Raw genomic sequence first — 17,529 nt, forward strand, 5'->3', positions numbered from 1 at the left:
AGAGGCTGAGCGCCCCCCTCCTCCCAATCGGGCGCAAAGGCAACCCCGATGCTGTAGCTCAGGCGCTGTTTGAAGCTGTCGGTGTAGATCCTTTGCCACTAGCTGATCTTTGGCCGATCCCAGGTCGCGCTTCGCGGTCGGTCGAGTTGGCGTATCGTTTCGGGCGGCCTTGCGTCGGGGTGGACATAGGTAAAGCCGAGCCAGTTATTCGGCCGGGCGCGGATGTATTGAGGCGCATAATCGACATCAACGCCCAGCGCGGCGGCCGCGTGAAGACCCCAACGGGGGTTATCGAGCATTGGGCGCGCGAGCGCGACGAAGTCCGCCCGATGCTCAGCGATGATCGCCTCGGCCTGATCCGGCCGTGCGATCATGCCTACCGCCATCGCGGTCAGGCCGGTGCGCCGCTTGATTTCGGTCGCGAATGGAACCTGATGGCCGGGAGACGCCGGCGGAATCGCGATGCCGGGCGCAACATTGCCGGAGGACATTGCGACGTAGTCGACGCCTTCTTGTTCGAGGGCCTTCGCGAGCAACACCGCGTCATCGAGCGTCACGCCGTCGGGATGCCAGTCCGTGCTGTTAATACGGAAGCCGAGGGCTTTTTCTTTTGGCCATGCGCGCCGCACCGCGCGAGCGATCTCGACCGGAAAACGGGTCTTGTTCTGGAGTGCGCCGCCCCATTGATCCGTCCGTCGATTGGTGATGGGCGAAAAGAAGCTGTGAACGAGATAACCGTGGGCGCCGTGAATCTCGATCAAATCAAACCCCGCCTGGCAAGCGCGTTCTGCCGACGCAGCAAACATCCTGATGATCCGATTGATGCTCGCTTCATCGAGCTCGTCCGGGGTTGCCCAACCCGCGTCAAATGGGATTGCAGACGGCGCCACGGGCGTCCAGGAACCTTCCTCCGGTGGGAGCGGCTCGCCCCTCCAGCGTTCGGGAATGGTGCGTGTCGAGGCTTTGCGACCGCAGTGCGTAAGCTGTAGCCCGAGCTTGCCTCTCGACAATCCGCGGACCCCGGAAACGAGTGTCGAAAGCGCCATCTCCTACGCATCGGTGTAAAGGCCGAGGCAGCCGTGCGTCCCGCGGCCGACGGCCTCCACTGCGGTCGCCTCCATGATGACGAGGCCGGCGCCGGACAGCATGAGATTGCCGATGTGAATGAGATGCCAGATCGCACCGGCCGCCCCGGTAGGCGCGCCCGCGATGCTTTCGAAACCAAGCCCTCCAGCCCCATCAGCCTGCAATTCGCGGCTGAAGGCGACAATACCGGTCGCCTTCTTTGGTCGGAAAGTGATGGTTTGGCGCCCAAGGCGTACCGCAATCTCAAAATATGAGACATCTGACAAACCTGCCGATGCTTTCATCGTTAACCCGCCTAGCGGCATCCTCCGGCGGGCGATCAGAGGCCGCGAATATAGCGCGCCAAGGGCCGGCGTTGATGCGGCCGGCAAGGCCGGTCCGAATAGCGAGCGCCTTGTCCGCTATGGCTCCGACAGCGGCGCTAAAGCGAACATCACTTGTGGTCCGGGTTGGGCACATCGGAGACATTATAGAAATGAATAGGCCGCCAACCGGGGCGGTCTTATCCCGTTGGGAAACGGCTCCTGCGTCTTGCAGCCGGCGAATGTGCCAGGCCGCGGATTGTCTTTGAGCACTTGGACAGATCGCCGCGTGCTAGTGGTATCAGTGTTTCACGGGAGCAGCAGGACTTGGCGTCGGTACGCTGGCCTTGGGGTCAATGCCGCAGCGCTTTACTTGGTAGTCAACCCAGGCCAAGTGGAGCACTTTGGCGGCGGCATCGGCTTTGTACTGAGCCCTGCACTCCTGCATGGTCAGGGCGTGGGCGGATGTGCCGAACACGCTGATCGCGGCAACGATAACGAGACGCTTAAACAAGACCATGGAAAATCTCCTTTCTTGCGAAGCTTACCGCTAGACACCGGCAAACTGAAGCGCAGACCGTCCACCCGCTCTGGCAGCATGCTGACGGGAGGATGGCCGCGTCCGCTCAGGGTCAGAGCACAAAGTCGCTGCGCTCCAGCCCGCTACGCGGGAGCAGGAGCCGAGAGGCCGGTAGCCGGCTGAGAGGACAGCAAGAGCGGGGTGGCAAGGTCAACACGATCAACCAGCCTAGTGTTGGCGTGCAACACATGATCGCGCGCGGGTCAGCATCTTCATGCGGCCAGCCACATCATCGGCCGCACCGACAACGCAATGATAGAAAATTGCCTTGACGAAAGCGCCAACCAGTTTGCTTGAATGTGCCGTCTATATTTCGGCTTCGCAAGAAATTGATACACGCCATGTCGCGGGACATCGATCGAGCGATTAATCGCGCAGTGGTTGTCGGATGTGTTATTTCTGCCACGCGCAACTATTTGAAATTACACATGTCGCGAACATTAAAAGTACTCTTGTGCAACCCTCATGCCGAAACGCGGAAGTTGTGGAAGCGTTCTGGGCTCTCCTTTCACCGACATGAGTAGTTTTGCAGCCTGAAGATCGGCACGACTGATCCGAGGGGAGCTTGCCATCGGGGCGCAGAAGTCACGCCACAGCCTTGTATTCGGTCGATCCGTGTGGGGATCGCAACCACGATGCAGTCATACGCATCATCGGCGAAGCTCCGGGGCGGCGGGCCCATTCTGCACAGCGGCATTTGAAGCCATGGTTTTAGAGTCTAGGTCGGGGCACCGCCACCTCGGATTTATCGGCAGACCCGAGCACACGGGGCTGCCAAACCGTTTGTGCTATATCGTTGCTCTCTTGCCCATGCTGTCGTTCATGATGCCGGACGTAACACGACGCCCTGCGGAACCTCGCCCCTTGTCACGAGACGCCAGAGGGCGATGAGCAGCTTACGCGCCAGCGCCACAATCATCGTCTTGCGTGTGCTGGCGCGTCCGTCGGCGGTTCGCGCCGCGAACCATTGGGCCAGGGCGCTGTTCTTTTGGAACCTGATAAAACGCCAAGCCAGCTGGATCATGCCGCTGCGGACGCGGACATTGCCAGCCCGCGCAAGCCCCCGTTCGCGTCGACGGCTGCCGCTCTCGTCGGGCGAACCAGTAAGACCGGCGTAGCGGGCGACGGCCTTGCGATCGCGCCAGTGGCGCGAGAAGATCTCGTTGACCAGCATGTCCGCCGTTTCGATACCAGAGCCAAGGACGCGGGCAATCAGGCGGACCATCGCGTCCGGGCTTTTCGTCTCCGCAGCAGGAGCCACCGCGAGTTTGCGCAGGCGTTCCTGTTCGACCGCACGGATCTGGTCGCGTACGACGCGTAGCCGCGCGAGATGACGGCGCAGTTCCGAAAGCGTGTTCTGCGGCAACGGCGTGCCTTCTGCCGTGCGCAGATCTTCGAGCCCTTCGGCAAGCTTGCACTTGGTCGGCGCAAAGTGCGGATGCCGAAGCGGGTAAACATCGCCTTGATCTGGTTGATAAGCCGCGTTTGCTCAGTCACCAGATTCTGGTGCTCACGGTTTGGTCGCCTCGCGTCCTCCTCCTCGATCGTCGGGATCGCCACCATGCTGCAATGGCGCCTCTCGCCGCGCAGCCAGCCGAGAAAGACGCGCATCAGAAGTTCCGTATCGAGACGATCGGTCTTCGCGCGCCGGTGTTCGCGCGACACCGCGATGCTGGTGGGATGGATGACGTAGGCCTCAACATCGCGCGCCCGCAGCCAGCGCGCGAGCCAGAACCCGTCGCGGCCAGCCTCAAAGGCGACGACGATACGCTTGATGTTGCGCCCAGCCTTGCCGGCTTCGCGGCGCCAACGATGCAAGAGCTTCAGCAACGTTTCCTCGTTGGCGTCGAATTTCTTAAGTGGCGTTCGATGCCGGGAACGAGTGCCGCAACCAGCCACTTCGTTTGGCTCATCTCGATCACGGCGATGATTGTGCTATCCTGCTCGAGAGCGGTGAGGGACCTGCTCGCGTCAAAACGAAAATGTTGCGACATGGGTGAGCTCCATCGGTAGCCGTCGAACAGCGCCCATGGTGCCACGTCCTCGCCGCTCGCCCCATAGCATCTGCACACGACCGGAACTTGCCCCTCACAACCAAACGCGGACCCTATGAGGGCTTTATTGAAGCATTCGTATGAGTCAAACTGGCTCTCAGCGATGTCGTTCGCAAATCCGCCGTCCATGACCGATGAGCTGGGAGGCCGAGATGAAGAACCTCTTAAGAAGCATCGCCTTGTCCTCGCTAACAATCGCGGCACTCCTTGGTCAGCAGACCTTGGCTCAAACGACCAAAGCGACAGAAGCCGAAGCAAAGATGTTCGCTGTGAGCGCCGGTTACGAGCGTTTCATGGGCCGCTGGAGTCGCCTGCTGGCACCGAACTACATTGCGTTTGCCGGCGTCAAGAACGGTGACCGCGTCCTCGACGTAGGAACCGGGACCGGATCGGCCGCCGCGGCAGTAGAAGCGGGAATGCCAGCGAGCGAGATTGTTGGTGTGGACCCTTCGGAGGGATTCATCGCCTACGCACAGAAGAACGTCACGTCTACCCGCGCGCACTTTGAAGTCGGCGATGCCCAGGCGCTGAAGTTCAAGGATGGAGCATTCGACAACACTCTAGCCTTGCTCGTCATGAACTTCGTCCCCGATCCCAACAAAGCAATCGCGGAAATGCGCCGCGTGACGCGTCCGCAAGGCATTGTAAGTGCCTGCGTCTGGGACTACGACGCTGGCATGCAGATGCTCAGGTTTTTCTGGGATGAAGCCGTCGCGCTCGATCCGGCCATCGAGCCAAAGGACGAGCGACACATGAAGTTCTCGCGCCAAGGTGAGCTGGGCGACCTCTGGAGGAAGGCTGGACTCATCAATGTCAAGGAGCAGCCGCTGATCATCGACCAAGCGTATTCATCGTTCAACGACTATTGGGAGCCGTTCACGAAGGGGGCGGGCCCCGGAGGCGCGTTCGTCGTGTCGCTTCCCGAGGATCGTCGGCAACAGCTCGAAGCTCGCGTGCGCAAGCGCTTGCTAGGGGATCGCCAAGATGGCCCATTCACGCTAACAGCGAGAGCTTGGTGCGTGCGAGGGGAAGTTCCCAATTCGTAATATGTCTGGGTTGGGTCTTGGTTGTGTGAAAACTCCAAGACGCTTGAGCTCGATAAGAAGTTATTCGTCCAAGACCGTTCTAGCGCTCAGGCTCGCAACCGCCTTCATCTTAGACGGCGAACTGAAGAATGTAATTCTAGCCGTGGTTCGATCCTTCGCGTTTTTTGCACAGGTGCGCCGGGAGACCGGCAAGGAGTAGGTGGTGCAAGTCCACTACGATGAAGGAATAGCAAACCGCATCGACCCCAAGCCGTGCGCAGGCATCCGCAAGGATGCAGGAGGATCGCATGCTCAAGATTTTTGGAGCCCCTCATTCGCGTGCGTTTCGCGTCATCTGGCTCGCAAACGAAATCGGCATTCCCTACGAACACATTCCTGTAACGTTCAGCGTGCCGAACGCGCAATGCAAAGAACCTTGGTATCTCGCGCTGAACCCGAACGGACTTGTGCCCATGACGGCGGCTTTGTCATGTGGGAGACCGCGGCGATTAATCTCTATCTCGCCGAGACCTACAAGAACTCGCGCTATCCGTCGACGCCGCAAAGTCGAGGCCGGATGCTCCAGTGGACGTTCTTCGCGACCACCGAGGTCGAACCGGCGCTGATAACGCTGTTCCGAAATCGGATCTTCTTTCCACCTGACCAGAGGAACGAGGACCTTAGCCGTTCAGGCAGAACAAACCCTGCGCGCGAAGCTGGCGATCCTTGAGGATCAACTCGCCCAGACCCCATTTCTCGGCGGTGATACATGGAACATGGCCGACTTTATGGTCGCGTGCGTGCTGTATGTCCTCACCCGTTTAAAGTTGGACTCACGTCTTACCCGGAGCTTGATGCTTGGCTGATTGCCAGCCTCAATAGACCGGCGGCGCAAGTGGCCCGCAAATTACGAGAATAGAACTGTCGTGGTCGTTGCAAGGTGGCTGTGTCGAGCCAGCAGCAAGTCCGGCCCTATCCGCTATGCCCCGAAAGCGGAAGTAAATTCAGAGCATTGGCGGCTCCGCGACGGGCTGCCACGCTGTCATGGTCGCCAATGGCCTATCCGTGCAGCTCGGCCTCACTGGACATGCTAAGGACATCCACGTCGCGCCGATCGCGAAGCGCGACGCCGACGCGCTGATCCCCAGATGCGATACATCTATTTTCTCAATCCCGACGCGCGGGCGCGGCTCGTCTGCAAAGAAATCCCCTATGCGGAGATAGAGCGGCGCGGCGCCGGCATGTATCGCGGGATTGCGCGTGGCAAGCAGGCGATGGCCGAGGCCCCCTCGGCACAGCGGCGCGGCAGCGGCGACCGCCACGCTCCGGTTTGAGCCGACAAAAGCCAGGACTCTCGGACATCGCGCGCTCTCCGCCCGAGGGTTACTGGCGGTCCGATTCTAACATTCCCGTCGCTTCATGGGTGCTAGACCTTCAAGCCGTCGCTATACCGGCAAACAGGTTCTTCTTGATGATCGCGTGGATGCCCCAATTGCCATCGACCACCTGCGTGACGCCGAAGTCGACTCCGATGGACATGAGCGAAATCGCCTCGTCCTCCGTCAGTCCCTTGGTGGTCATCAGGAAGCTGCGCATTTTGCGAAACGCATCCCTTAGCGCCAGATCGATCGAGGATTTCTTGTAGATGTCCTGCTGCGCCGTAGGGCCGAGCTCCGCAAGATAATTGGGGAAGCTGAATCCGTGCAAAACCCATTCGTCCTGCGTTTCAAGCAACGGGTAATTCAGCCCGGCGAGCGAACCGCTCAGTGAATTCTGCTTGCGCAGGATGACCTGGAAGGTCCCGGTCAGCGACATTTCGATGGCGGTGCCGCACAATTCAGAATCGCCTTGCGCGGCGTGCGAGTCGCCGACTGAGAACAAGGCGCCTGGTACTGCGACCGGATAGTACAGGGTCGCCCCCTTGCCGATACGCCAATTATCGATGTTGCCGCCGAAATAGCTCGGCGGAATCGAATCGACGATGTCGGCTTCTTTTGGCGCCAGGCCCATGACGCCGAAATGCGGTCGGATCGGGATGCGGACGTTTTTGAGGATGTTGTGGCTCTCTTGCACGATCGAATGGTCGACCGGCACGCCGGGATAGTCGATGATCTTATGCACGACACCATACGGATCGGTCTGAGGCATCCAGCGGAAGTTATAGACCGCGTGCGCCCAATTTTGCTGCCCGCTGGTATCGATTTCGTAGATAGTGCACACCTCGCGCGGCTTCGGTTCAGTGAGCAGATCATTGTAATGAAAGCCCCACCAGGCCGCCGCGTTGCTGCCGAATGACTTGCCCGGGTACGCCGGATTAGCGCAAGGCCGGGGCTTTACATCCATGATGCGGACTTCAAGGACATCGCCCGGCTCGGCGCCGCGAACAAACACTGGACCGGTCAAGATATGCACGCCGAAGCCTTCGCCTGCGCCGCGCCCGAGCTGCTTGCCGTCGATCGGGCCGGCGCCGCGGCGATCGACGCCTTTCTTATCCTTGGTCCAAAGATAAATGCTCTCAACACCCGGATCGCCTTTGACCATCCGTTCGACATCGTCGCCAGCGTGGTGGGTCACGGCCTCGATGGTGATGTAATCGCCCGACTCCACTTCGAGCTGAGGCTTCAATAGCTTGCTGAAATAGCCCCAATGCACCGTGTCCGAGTTGGCGGGCAAGTAGTGGTAGCTCGGCTTGCCGGGCTTGGCTTGCGCCGATGCCGGGGTGGCCAGCGTGCCGCTTGCAGCCCATGCGGCCGCGCCACCGCCCGCGACGAATGCGCTCTTAAGAAATGTGCGCCGCTCTTGGTCGAGGTCCTCAAGAAGTTTCTGTCGATGCAGCTCAAATTGCGGGCACGTTTGATCATCGCCTGCGCACATGATGGTCACTCCTCTCTGACGAATTGGCCCGGGCAGGAGGTAGCTTGGTAACCCGCAAGAGTTGCGCCAGTGTCAAGCCAAACTAGCCTCGCTTGGCCCACGCGCGGAATTCAACGCTCAAACTTGTTTCACCGCAAGCGACGTAATCCGACAGACACACTGTCCAAACGCCGCATCACATTACTAAAATCCTCGATCCATTTTGCGCTAAGGCCCTTTCGGCTGCATGGAAAGCAGTTTCGCAATAGCGCGGCGGTCAGCAACGTGGCGTGACCGTCGGCGCGATGGCGTACACAAGCGCGCGGCGCGTATGCGCCGTCGGGTCTTGCTCTATCTCGCGGGCGGCTTGCATCGCCGCGAGAACGGTAGGCCGTCGCTCGACGCGGTATTGACCGCGCCCAAGAAACAGGGATGCGGTGAAGTGATCCGCGTGGCGGATCGCCTCGATCGCGCGGGTCTCGATCGCGTTTATGAATTCTACCGCCGCTTTCCGAGAGAGATTGCAATGCAAAAAGTAATTGCGGTAACCGTAATTGGCGCCACGCTAGTACTCGCAGCATGTGGCAGAGAGCCCGGACCGAAGGGTGATCCAGGACCGCAGGGCCCTGCCGGCCCGCAGGGCGCCCAAGGGATTCAAGGAGTGCCTGGTCCCCAAGGCCCAGGGACCACAAGGACCACAGGGCCCGAAAGGTGACACCGAACGAATGAAAACTTTGGCCCGCCGACGTTCACAGCCCGGCGGGTTTCTATTTCCGTCGACAGTGTTGCATCCAAGCCCTAGCGGTGCAGCCACATTGTCGCCATGATTGGTTCCAGCCGGTCGGATCGACCAGCGCACTGGCACGGCTAGGCTCGGCACATCTTCGGCGGGGGCGTGTGCCGGGCCGCCAGCCCTGTTCACGGTTGATCGCCGATCTGTTCACAGCCCGTGGATAAGCGGTGCATAACTGCAGCGCGAGAAGAGAGCGCGGGCTTCGGTTCCGCGCTCACACCGCAGTTAAACGACTCAGGCCCGCACGTATTGGATCTTCTCTCGCTCGTCGGCTTGAGCAAATTAATACCGCGCTGGACTTCCTCGACAGGCCCGAACCAGACGAGTGAGGTGATAGGCCCGCCAGCGTGAACCCAACTTCGTTTGTGCCAAGTTGCTCAACGAGTATCTGCTTTCGCGCAAGCGTGGCTCATGCGGCCCCTATAGCCGGTAGAGATTAATGGCCGAAGAACAAAGACGGTCCGTGAAACTACTGCCGTATGAGTTTACGGCGTCACGCGCCCCGGCATGTCATGCCAGTTTCGGCAGGACGTTCGAGGCGCCAGCGCCGCACGACTGGCAGACAAGGCGCCGGCCTACCCGGGACCATGGCTGGTTCCGCGGGTATCGGGTCCGCGGCATCGCTTCTTGTTTGATCGCCTTTATCCACGTACTTGGCGAAACGGGGTCCGTCAGTTGTAGATCTCGCCAGTCATTTTGTCAGTTGCAGATCTCGCCAGTCATTTTCATGATTCCGCTGCCGGCCGTGGGTACTGAACCGAGGCGGCAACCCTTTGCAACCGGTCTGCAGCCCGCTTGGTTGCAGATGATCTGCCCGGACGCTTCCGACTTCGGTGCCGACTCAGACTGCTTCCGCTCCGCGTCGCGCTTCCTGGAATCGTCGCGCGTCGCGACCGGCTTCTTTTCCTGAACCTTCTCGCATTCATTGTCGTCGCTGACACGATAACCTGCGCGGCAGGTGATCTTCACGCACTGATCGCCATCGGCCCTGAATCCGTGATCGCAGACCAATGGGCAGACGCGCCCCGATTTTGCCTTCAGCGCGTCCAGCGCGTCGGCGCTGGCGAGCTTAGCGTCAAGTTTTGTGCCGGCATATTTATTGAACAGCGCCAATGAACGTTGCGAAGCGGAATTCCATTCGCCATCAGCCGTCGCGGTCATGCAGCCAACCCGCCGTAGTTCGACCTGCACCGGCTTTGCCAAATCTCCCGGAGATGCACTCGGCGCAGGCGGGGCCGACAATGCCGCAATCTTCCTGCTCTCGGCTTCGGCCGCCTGCCTGTCGGCCGCTTGCTTCGCCGCGGCTTCAGCCTTAGCTTCAGCGGCCGCCTTTTCTGCGGCTTGTTTCTCGGCGAGGGCCTTGGCAGCGGCAGCTTCAGCCGCCTTGCGCTGCTGCTCGGCAGCTTCCGCCTTGGCCTGCTCGATCTGCTTGGCTTTCTCCGCTGCGATCCGCGCTTCCTCGGCGGCCTTCGCCGCCGCGACCGCCTTGTCTTGTTCAGCTTTCTTTGCGCGCTCAGTCGCAAGGCGCGCCTTCTCCTCTTCCGCCAACCGCGCTTTTTCTGTCGCGGCCGCGCGGGCCTCTTCGGCGGCGATCTTCTTGAGCTGAACCTTGGCGAGATCGGCGTAAAATCCGTCCGGGTAGGCCCGCAGGAACGCTTCCCACGCGTCACGATCGCCCATCTGCAGAGCGAGCTCATAGTCTCGCCTGAGCTCCGATTGAGGGTTGGGCTGCGGACCGGTCGCGACCGGTTTTGGCGGAACGAGGGCCACGTCGTCACCGCCCAGCGAGCCGTAAACGAAAGGCTCCTGCTTGTTGGCAGTGCTCTTCAACACGTCGTCGCGGACGAAGCCGAACGCCTTGCGTAGATCGAGCCCGGGCTTCGGTAGATGATCGGACAAGGCGATCGCAAACGGGCTGTTCCTGGAATCGCCATCGGACGCCGTCGAACCCGCTTTGGCGGCAAAAGCAACCATCGTGTTCGGGCTGGTCGGCTCGACCTTCGCAAGCCCGCGACCGATCGCGCGGGAGGCCACCGTACGCTTCATCGTCTTGGCGAACGGATTGTCGCGACAGGCATCCAGAATGACGAGGCGAAGCTGCTTCGCCGGCTCTATGGCGACCAGCACCCTGTCGAGCGGGAACGCTTCGTCGAACACGTCGGTATCGGTCTCGAGAATAGCATCGGTCGGGATGAGATAATTGTTGCCATCGACTTCCATGCCGTGGCCTGCGTAATAGACCACCGCCACATCAGCATCGCGGGCCCTGGTGCCGTATTCGCGAAGCGCCTTTCGCATCTCTGCGGCACTCAGATCCAACTTGACGTCCACAGCGTCAAAGCCGGCTCGTCTGAACATTCCGCCGATCAGGGCGGCATCGCTGGTCGGGTTGGCAAGCCTCGGCACGCTCTTGTAGGCGGAATTGCCGATGACGAGCGCGACCCGCTTCTCGGCATGTGCCGGTCCGCAGGCGAGCAAGATTGCAAAAATCAACAATCCAAACAGAAACAGTCGAAACGGAATCACTTGCAGCCCCTTGGATGCAATTCCTGAGAGTATTTGGAGCGTCATCGAAAGCCAACCCCTCCAATGTGACATACATCACATAAGGGCTTCAAAACGGACCTATGGCTAATGCGACGTAGCGTCGCTCCAGCCATTCCGGCGGTACGCGGCCCCGCCTCGAACATTTCGCCAACCGTGACCCGGATCAATTCCTTGGCGCTATCGCCAGCAGGCGCAGCGCGTCCTCGCGAAGCGGAGGCGCGGCCACGAAGATCGCGAGCAATTGCGCGACGGTCGCGCTGGCCACCTCCGGGCTTTGCCGGGCGAGGATCGGCCTGATCTGCTCGACCAGCCCATCGTTCTCGCGCAAGGCCGCTTGGAAATCATAATTGTCGGTCATCGGGCGTCCTCCCATGGCGGGTGAGCAATTCGGTGCGCCGCCCGATGCCCGGTCCGAGCTCGTTCTGAAAATTGCTGCTCAAGGTCGACGAGATTGCGAGCATGTCGGCAATCTGCTTGTGCGCAGCGCAAGTTCGCCGACCAGTTCCGCGATCATTGCGTGCGGCAGGCCCAGGATGTCGGTCGCTTTGCGCGTCGCGATTTGCTGGCGGCGGAGCATCGCCTCGTTCGGATTTTTACCAAAGGCATATTGATCGATGATCCGCGCCGCATCCGCAATGTGCCGCTCGTGGCCGTCGTCCATCATTTTCTCGCTTCCGCTTCTTCGGATCGCGCCGATCGGGCCACGCGCCGCAGGAACGCGACGGTGAGCCGATCGAAGCGTTCGAGCAGATCGGTGGCCTGCTGGCAGACCGGCTTGCTTCCAGCGCGGTCGCGACAGTCGCCATGCCGTCATGGATTTGCCAGTGCTGGCCCTTCCGCAGATCGGCAACGAGTGCCGCGACCGCACCCGAAGCGGGCATGTCGAGCATAGCATTCCGCTCGCGCAGCATGCCCGCGATCTCGATCCGCTCCCGCTCGGTCGGATGCCAAACGAGGGTCAGATCGCCAATCCGTTTCAGCAAGTCCGCCTGATCCATCATGCTGCCTTGCAGATATCCCCAAGCGTGCGGGCGATATCCGATAATGAGCCGTCGCACTCGCTCCTCGTCGATGGTGATCATCGCCTCGACGATCGCGACGCCTTCGCGGGTCGCCAGGAATCCGCCGAACTCGCTCTCGTGGCTGCGCCCCCTTTCCAGTTCGCCGATGAAATACCCGGTGTTCGTGTCGAGCGCCTCGGCGAGTTGCACCAGCCGCGCGGCGCCGATCCGATTGACGCCTTTCTCGTACTTCTGGATTTGCTGGAAGCTGACGCCGAGCACATCGCCAAGCTCCTGTTGGCTGATCTTCAGTTCCATCCGGCGCGTGCGAAGACGCTGACCGATCCGCACATCGCGCTCGTCGGCAGAACGCTTGTTGTGTTGCTGATCTTCCGATATGCCGCTGCCTTACGTCCCATGATTTCCACTTTCCTTCGCATTTTTGCGTGGCCGTTGGCCTTCCGCTTCATCTTGGCGCCGCTGTTCTGTTTTGCGAGCCAGTCGGCACTAGCTTGCGCTCGCGTTGACATCAATTTCCTTGATCTGGCCTTGCCCTCTGTTCGTCCGTGAGCCGCATCTCCGAGAACTGCGCGAGCGGCACGAGCGGGACGGACGGACCCTGCGGCAAGAAGTGCTCCCTTGACGGTCTTCCCATTCTTTGCGGCCTCGGCCGCCTCCCTCGCCATCTTCTGCGCGGTCTTCCAGTGGACCTTCTTCTTCGCTGCCTTGCCGGGCTTCAGCTTGACCTGTCCCCGGAATATCTCGATCTCGTCGTGGTTCTTCAGATACTGCAGCTTCAGCTTGATCTGCTCTGCCGTGAGCCCGGTGTCGCGCGGCAGCGTGTCTATGGTCACCATTTGACGCTGCGCGACGAGGCCGGTTTTGGAGCGGCTTCCACGGGCTTCGGCACATAGGCCGCGATGGTGTCGCGAACACCGGTCACGATCTTGACGAGGCGCACCACCAGCTCGCTGAGATCAGCCATCTCGCTGCGCATGCGGCGAGTGCGGCAATCAGCGATTCGGACGCGATGCGATTTTCACCGTGACCGAATTGGGACATTCGACGTATTGAGGTTGTGGCGGGAATACACACACGCGCCGTTCTGATCCTCTTGATCAGTCGGTCCCCGCCTTGACTGGCCCGCCCTCGCGCTGCTCGCGAGGGCGGGTTTTTTTGTGAACTCCCGCCACCGGTCTTCTTTGCACAGCCGATCAATCTGCAACAGGTTCGTTGCCTCATAAGGCGATATAAAGAGCGCATAGGGAATTGCGGCGCCGAACATTAGGTCTTGGCTGGACTGCATCTCTGCACGTTGGCTTTCGGCTCACCTTTGCTAAACGGCGACCGGGGCTAACAGCGAAGGTGGACTATCTTGGTGTTAGAGCGATCTGGAATTTCTCGGAAGGCGATGGTGACGGAGCGGCACAGGCGATCGGCGGTCGTGGGCCGCCTGCTGGTCTCGGCCTTCATGGCGATGCGGCGCGGCTATAGTCGCAAGCACATCGGCGCCGTCTTCGAAGAACTCCTGGTAGCGATGATGATCCGGGTCAGCGACGATCTCGGCGCGCCGCCGCGCACGATCGCGGATATTTCCAGTATCTCGGCCTGCCGCGCTCGAATGTCGTGCGCTGTCTCGACGCGCTGGTCGGCGAGGGCGTCATCATCAGAGACGCCGATGGTGGCTTTACCGGCAAAGAGGACTATCTCGCGGCTCGCGTCGATGCCGAGTATTTCGAGAGAGTTTGTGAGGCGATCATCACCGCCGCCGACGAATTGAGGCAAGTCGGCAAGGCCGCCTAGGATTGCATGGATGCGATCCCTACAGTCGGCGACGAAAGCGCCGCGCGAGGCGGCCCGATCCCAATCGATTGTGGCACCTGCTGTTATGCGGCGGCCGCCATTCGCAGCTTCGGTGCGCCAGCGCCGCGCATGGTATCCACCATGTCTGCCCAAAACTGCATAAGCTCGATGCGCTCGGGCAAGCGATCGTCGCGGTCGTAAATCGCACGGGTCGATGCGTCGAGGCGGTCCTGCTGCATCTCGACCAGCGCCTGCTCGAACCGGCGGCGGCCGTTGACCCGCTCGCGGTTGAGCATGGTCGAGGCGCTCGATCGCACGCCATGGGCGCAATGCTTCCCCTTGTACCCGAGCAAATGCAGCGCATCGTTGAGACTGCCCTCGGCGATCATACCGCTGCTGGCTTTCTTCTTCGCGGTGGCCGCGCGCTCGGCACCGGGGAACAGGTAACGGCTCGTGCCCGTGACGGTGCGCAATTCCCTCAAGAGCGCGACTGCCTGACGGGAGAGCGGCACCACGAAATCGTCCTCGTGGCCCTTCGCCGCGCGCTCGGTGCGCATCTTGAGCTTCGCGAGAGGCACGATCCAGAAATTGCCCTCCTTGCCGAAATGGAAGTGGGCCCACTCGGCCGTCTCAACTGTGCCCGGGCGGAGGAAGGTCAGCACAAGCAATTGCAGGGCGTAGCGGATCAGTTTCCGGCGCCGCGCTGACATCGACGGGATGATGGTCTCGAAATCATCGGTCTGGCGAATGAGGTCGCCAAACCCATCGGGCTGGATGATCGCGGCCCGCTTCTTCGATTTGTGCGGCGCGAACCCGGCATTGATGTCGATGTCGGCGAAGGGCGACGGGCGATCCTGCGGGAAATGGCCGTGGACCTTCGCATAGGCGATCACGTCCCGCGCCGCCCAGAAGAGGCGCCGCCGGGTCGGATGATTGAAAGCCTTGAGCAGCGGCAGGATGTGGCTCATGGCGACCTGATCGGTAGCCACCGCGCCGAAGCCCGGGATGCCTTCGACGCCGTCCTTGAGATAGCGAACCATCAACTCGTCGCGCAGATAGGTCTTCTTGGCGCCGCCCTCGCTGGTCTTGAGCCATGCGTCGGCGTCAGCGGAAAAAGGGCTCTCGGCGGCCTCCGCCTCCGCCTTGATCCGCCGGTCTGTCCTTCGGATCAATGCCCTGCTTGACCAGATCGCGGGCGTGGCCATCGCATCCGCCAGCGAGAAGTCCGGGTAGGCGCCGATGGCGAGCGTCTTGCGGGTTTCGATTTTGTAGTCGTAGCGCCAGAGCTTCGACCCGTTGCTCTTGACGAGCAGATAGAGGTTGCCGCCGACCGTGCGGCGATAATCCTTGGCGGCGGGTTTGAGATTGCGGACCTGTACGTCGGTGTGATGGCTTTCATGATGCTTCCCGGTTTGGCTTTCGATTGCCAGCGCGGGTGCCGATACTGGAATCGGTACTGTAAAGGTCCCCGGCTTGGCTTATGGCGGCGAACGGCCGTTCACGGGAACGTATCGAGAAAGGTTCGTGGTTCAATGGGTTACAGGGTCTTCCGAATAACAAAGGATGGCCGCGAATAGCTAACCTTTTCCCACAAGGGAAGAAGGAGACCTGTCGGGGGGAACGTAGGTAGCGCTCCCCCGCTACCACCTTTCCCCCCTGTCCAGCCCGGAGACATGGGTAACAGGTCGTACCTAAGACATGGGTGACAACCTGGTGCCGAACGGCTTGTCGAGGGGCTGCAGGGTCCTCTGTTCCAAGTCGAAGTATCCCAAATCGTAGTGCATGAAGCTGACGAGCCAAATGCCCTCGTCGACCTCCTTGATGCCGAGTTTCTGGCCGGCCAGCACGACGGAGATGTTGATCTTCTTGCGATGCAAGCACAGGCGTCCGCAAGTGGTGACCATCACATCGCGATCATGGAAGGGATAGGTCAGATCCGGCAGGCCGGTATAGGCCCGTGGTGAGGTCGTGTAGAGCTCGGAGGGCACTTCATGTCGAGCGCCTCGTGGGGCCGTTCGGTGTTGAACTCGTGGACAAAAGCCTCGAAGCGTTCTTGCTGCTGCAGGCTGTTGAAGCCTGGCGGAGCCATCGCAGCAGGCGGCGGCATTGCAGGCGCGCTTTTTGCGATCGTCAATTCGGTGTGGCGCGCGCGCCAAAGCCAGGTTGACGACCTATGGTTCGGCGCGGTGGGCTATCCCGAAGGAAATCAAGGCGGCCGCCCTGTACGGTCGTCTCGAAAACAACTATCGCGCCACGACGGACCGGAACACGTCATGTGCTTTGCACCGACCCGGGCGCCGCCGCTGTTGCAATGAGCGCGCTCTTGCCTGCGGGCTCGCGATCGGACCCGACCTACTAGTCCGAAACGCGATGCAACCGCTCTACCAGGCACATCGCGGAATGATGAAGGTATAAGAGATGTCTGACACGGGCGCCTCTTGACGCCGCAGTCGTCCCCCCTGTCGCTGGCTTCGGGATGAGTGGATTGTGTATTGTAGTTGACAATAGTTGCGGCGCTGTGTATTACAATGCACATGCTCGAAGTCCGCCAGACCGACACTTTTGTGAATTGGCTCCGGGCACTCAAAGACGCGAACGCCATTGCACGGATCGCCGCCCGCGTCCGCCGTCTCGAACTGGGCAACCTGGGCGATGTGAACCGGTTGGCGAAGGCGTCAGCGAACTGAAGATCGACTACGGGCCAGGGTATCGCATTTACTTCGTTCAGCAGGGCAACACCGTGGTTATCCTGCTCTGCGGTGGCGACAAGCGGACCCAGAACAAGGACATCAGGACCGCCAAGCGAATGGCAAAGGAGGTTTGATATGCCCCTTAAGACAACCAAGTTCAACGTTCAGGACTACCTGAAGACGCCGGATCAGCAGGTCGCCTATCTAGAAGCAGCGCTTGAGAGCGATGATCCTTCGTTCATTGCTGCCGCTATTGGAGATCTGGCCAAGGCTCGGGGAGTTTCGAGGTTCTCCCGCGAGACCGGACTGAGCCGCGAGGCGATCTACAAGACGTTTCGCGTGGGCGGCAATCCAACGCTCGATACACTGAGCAAGGCAACGGGTGTCCTTGGCTACAAGATAACTCTTGTGGCAAAGGATCGGATTGTTGCCTCGTCGCCAATGGGTCGCCTGGGCAGCAAGCGCGCTACTGCCGCCAAGGCAAAGAAGCGCGCTTGAGGGGGAGGGCGGCCCTTCGCACCGAGTCCGGTCCAGACTTCGATATGGAGCCCTAAAACTCAATTCTATCCGGAAACGCACGCGTCCTGACGGCCCATACGCCGGTTAGTCCTTTAACGTTCCGGAGTGAACAAATGGCGCCAATCTCGGGCGTCTGGGTGGGCTGCTCCAAAAGACGCTCGGAGAGTTTTTCAAAAGATGGAAGAGCCTGACGAATATGAGGATCCGTTCTGAGGAACGCGCCGCTTCAAGCGCGCGAATGAATGACGCGCTTTCTCAACTTCAAACAAAAAGGCC

16 protein-coding genes and 5 pseudogenes are annotated in these 17,529 nt (G+C 60.6%); 7 read left to right on the forward strand and 14 right to left on the reverse strand.

The window, feature by feature from the left end:
- Nucleotides 1–98: 98 nt before the first annotated feature.
- From QA640_RS45310 to QA640_RS45330, 5 genes and pseudogenes are all read right to left on the reverse strand, one after another.
- The gene (locus tag QA640_RS45310) at nucleotides 99–1,046 is read right to left on the reverse strand and encodes an oxidoreductase (protein WP_283043761.1); all 948 of its coding nucleotides are present in this window, start codon (nucleotides 1,044–1,046) and stop codon (nucleotides 99–101) included.
- A gap of 3 nt (nucleotides 1,047–1,049) precedes the next feature.
- Nucleotides 1,050–1,370 (reverse strand): hypothetical protein, encoded by a 321-nt coding sequence (locus tag QA640_RS45315; protein ID WP_283043762.1) that lies wholly within the window; start codon nucleotides 1,368–1,370, stop codon nucleotides 1,050–1,052.
- A gap of 319 nt (nucleotides 1,371–1,689) precedes the next feature.
- Nucleotides 1,690–1,908 (reverse strand): hypothetical protein, encoded by a 219-nt coding sequence (locus QA640_RS45320; RefSeq protein ID WP_283043763.1) that lies wholly within the window; start codon nucleotides 1,906–1,908, stop codon nucleotides 1,690–1,692.
- Nucleotides 1,909–2,788: 880 nt separating this feature from the next.
- Nucleotides 2,789–3,334, reverse strand: coding sequence for a transposase (locus tag QA640_RS45325; protein ID WP_283043753.1), 546 nt, complete (start codon nucleotides 3,332–3,334; stop codon nucleotides 2,789–2,791).
- 140 nt (nucleotides 3,335–3,474) lie between these two features.
- Nucleotides 3,475–3,867: pseudogene (locus QA640_RS45330) on the reverse strand (IS110 family transposase); the annotation flags it as partial.
- 307 nt (nucleotides 3,868–4,174) lie between these two features.
- Between QA640_RS45330 and QA640_RS45335 the strand changes: the two are divergent.
- From QA640_RS45335 to QA640_RS45345, 3 genes are all read left to right on the forward strand, one after another.
- Nucleotides 4,175–5,068 (forward strand): methyltransferase domain-containing protein, encoded by an 894-nt coding sequence (locus QA640_RS45335; RefSeq protein WP_283043764.1) that lies wholly within the window; start codon nucleotides 4,175–4,177, stop codon nucleotides 5,066–5,068.
- A gap of 202 nt (nucleotides 5,069–5,270) precedes the next feature.
- Nucleotides 5,271–5,777, forward strand: a complete 507-nt coding sequence (locus QA640_RS45340) for a glutathione S-transferase family protein (protein WP_283043765.1) — start codon at nucleotides 5,271–5,273, stop codon at nucleotides 5,775–5,777.
- Between the two features lie 418 nt (nucleotides 5,778–6,195).
- Complete coding sequence (locus QA640_RS45345; RefSeq protein ID WP_283043766.1) at nucleotides 6,196–6,381, forward strand: hypothetical protein; 186 nt, start codon at nucleotides 6,196–6,198, stop codon at nucleotides 6,379–6,381.
- A 100-nt stretch (nucleotides 6,382–6,481) separates the two neighbouring features.
- Here the strand turns inward: QA640_RS45345 and QA640_RS45350 are convergent, their stop codons facing one another.
- The 7 genes and pseudogenes from QA640_RS45350 to QA640_RS45380 form a co-directional block, all read right to left on the reverse strand.
- On the reverse strand, nucleotides 6,482–7,921 hold the full coding sequence (locus QA640_RS45350; RefSeq protein WP_283043767.1) for an acetamidase/formamidase family protein: 1,440 nt from the start codon (nucleotides 7,919–7,921) through the stop codon (nucleotides 6,482–6,484).
- A 1,471-nt stretch (nucleotides 7,922–9,392) separates the two neighbouring features.
- Entirely contained in the window at nucleotides 9,393–11,264 is a 1,872-nt protein-coding gene (locus QA640_RS45355; RefSeq protein WP_283043768.1) for a caspase family protein, read from the reverse strand.
- Between the two features lie 139 nt (nucleotides 11,265–11,403).
- Nucleotides 11,404–11,598 (reverse strand): hypothetical protein, encoded by a 195-nt coding sequence (locus QA640_RS45360; RefSeq protein WP_283043769.1) that lies wholly within the window; start codon nucleotides 11,596–11,598, stop codon nucleotides 11,404–11,406.
- 78 nt (nucleotides 11,599–11,676) lie between these two features.
- Nucleotides 11,677–11,904 (reverse strand): hypothetical protein, encoded by a 228-nt coding sequence (locus tag QA640_RS45365; protein ID WP_283043770.1) that lies wholly within the window; start codon nucleotides 11,902–11,904, stop codon nucleotides 11,677–11,679.
- 523 nt (nucleotides 11,905–12,427) lie between these two features.
- Nucleotides 12,428–12,640 (reverse strand): annotated as a pseudogene (locus tag QA640_RS45370) (helix-turn-helix transcriptional regulator); the annotation flags it as partial.
- Entirely contained in the window at nucleotides 12,550–13,098 is a 549-nt protein-coding gene (locus tag QA640_RS45375; RefSeq protein ID WP_283043771.1) for a hypothetical protein, read from the reverse strand. The pseudogene QA640_RS45370 and the gene QA640_RS45375, both read right to left, overlap by 91 nt.
- Nucleotides 13,092–13,226 (reverse strand): hypothetical protein, encoded by a 135-nt coding sequence (locus QA640_RS45380; protein ID WP_283043772.1) that lies wholly within the window; start codon nucleotides 13,224–13,226, stop codon nucleotides 13,092–13,094. The genes QA640_RS45375 and QA640_RS45380 overlap by 7 nt, the downstream gene beginning before the upstream one ends.
- A 641-nt stretch (nucleotides 13,227–13,867) precedes the next feature.
- Here QA640_RS45380 and QA640_RS45385 point away from each other — a divergent pair.
- A complete protein-coding gene (locus QA640_RS45385) occupies nucleotides 13,868–14,044 on the forward strand; it encodes a hypothetical protein (protein ID WP_283043773.1) in 177 nt (58 codons plus the stop codon).
- An 83-nt stretch (nucleotides 14,045–14,127) separates the two neighbouring features.
- Here QA640_RS45385 and QA640_RS45390 read toward each other — a convergent pair whose 3' ends face one another.
- Nucleotides 14,128–15,249 (reverse strand): hypothetical protein, encoded by a 1,122-nt coding sequence (locus QA640_RS45390; protein WP_283043774.1) that lies wholly within the window; start codon nucleotides 15,247–15,249, stop codon nucleotides 14,128–14,130.
- 486 nt (nucleotides 15,250–15,735) lie between these two features.
- Nucleotides 15,736–16,127 (reverse strand): annotated as a pseudogene (locus tag QA640_RS45395) (IS481 family transposase); the annotation flags it as partial.
- On the opposite strand from QA640_RS45395, the pseudogene QA640_RS45400 reads away from it, so the two are divergent.
- The 3 genes and pseudogenes from QA640_RS45400 to QA640_RS45410 form a co-directional block, all read left to right on the forward strand.
- Nucleotides 16,123–16,341: pseudogene (locus tag QA640_RS45400) on the forward strand (conjugal transfer protein TraG); the annotation flags it as partial. The pseudogenes QA640_RS45395 and QA640_RS45400 overlap by 5 nt on opposite strands.
- A gap of 237 nt (nucleotides 16,342–16,578) precedes the next feature.
- Nucleotides 16,579–16,868 (forward strand): annotated as a pseudogene (locus QA640_RS45405) (type II toxin-antitoxin system RelE/ParE family toxin).
- Nucleotide 16,869: 1 nt separating this feature from the next.
- Nucleotides 16,870–17,232 (forward strand): addiction module antidote protein, encoded by a 363-nt coding sequence (locus QA640_RS45410; RefSeq protein WP_283043775.1) that lies wholly within the window; start codon nucleotides 16,870–16,872, stop codon nucleotides 17,230–17,232.
- Nucleotides 17,233–17,529: the final 297 nt, after the last annotated feature.

The organism is Bradyrhizobium sp. CB82, from assembly GCF_029714405.1.
In the GTDB taxonomy this organism is placed as follows: domain Bacteria; phylum Pseudomonadota; class Alphaproteobacteria; order Rhizobiales; family Xanthobacteraceae; genus Bradyrhizobium.

Coding starts and splice junctions, on each gene's coding strand:
- QA640_RS45310 (WP_283043761.1), bottom strand. CDS start 1,046: ATGGCGCTTTCGACACTCGTTTCCGGGGTCCGCGGATTGTCGAGAGGC.
- QA640_RS45315 (WP_283043762.1), bottom strand. CDS start 1,370: ATGAAAGCATCGGCAGGTTTGTCAGATGTCTCATATTTTGAGATTGCG.
- QA640_RS45320 (WP_283043763.1), bottom strand. CDS start 1,908: ATGGTCTTGTTTAAGCGTCTCGTTATCGTTGCCGCGATCAGCGTGTTC.
- QA640_RS45335 (WP_283043764.1), top strand. CDS start 4,175: ATGAAGAACCTCTTAAGAAGCATCGCCTTGTCCTCGCTAACAATCGCG.
- QA640_RS45345 (WP_283043766.1), top strand. CDS start 6,196: ATGCGATACATCTATTTTCTCAATCCCGACGCGCGGGCGCGGCTCGTC.
- QA640_RS45350 (WP_283043767.1), bottom strand. CDS start 7,921: ATGTGCGCAGGCGATGATCAAACGTGCCCGCAATTTGAGCTGCATCGA.
- QA640_RS45355 (WP_283043768.1), bottom strand. CDS start 11,264: ATGACGCTCCAAATACTCTCAGGAATTGCATCCAAGGGGCTGCAAGTG.
- QA640_RS45360 (WP_283043769.1), bottom strand. CDS start 11,598: ATGACCGACAATTATGATTTCCAAGCGGCCTTGCGCGAGAACGATGGG.
- QA640_RS45365 (WP_283043770.1), bottom strand. CDS start 11,904: ATGATGGACGACGGCCACGAGCGGCACATTGCGGATGCGGCGCGGATC.
- QA640_RS45375 (WP_283043771.1), bottom strand. CDS start 13,098: ATGGTGACCATAGACACGCTGCCGCGCGACACCGGGCTCACGGCAGAG.
- QA640_RS45380 (WP_283043772.1), bottom strand. CDS start 13,226: ATGGCTGATCTCAGCGAGCTGGTGGTGCGCCTCGTCAAGATCGTGACC.
- QA640_RS45390 (WP_283043774.1), bottom strand. CDS start 15,249: ATGGCCACGCCCGCGATCTGGTCAAGCAGGGCATTGATCCGAAGGACA.
- QA640_RS45410 (WP_283043775.1), top strand. CDS start 16,870: ATGCCCCTTAAGACAACCAAGTTCAACGTTCAGGACTACCTGAAGACG.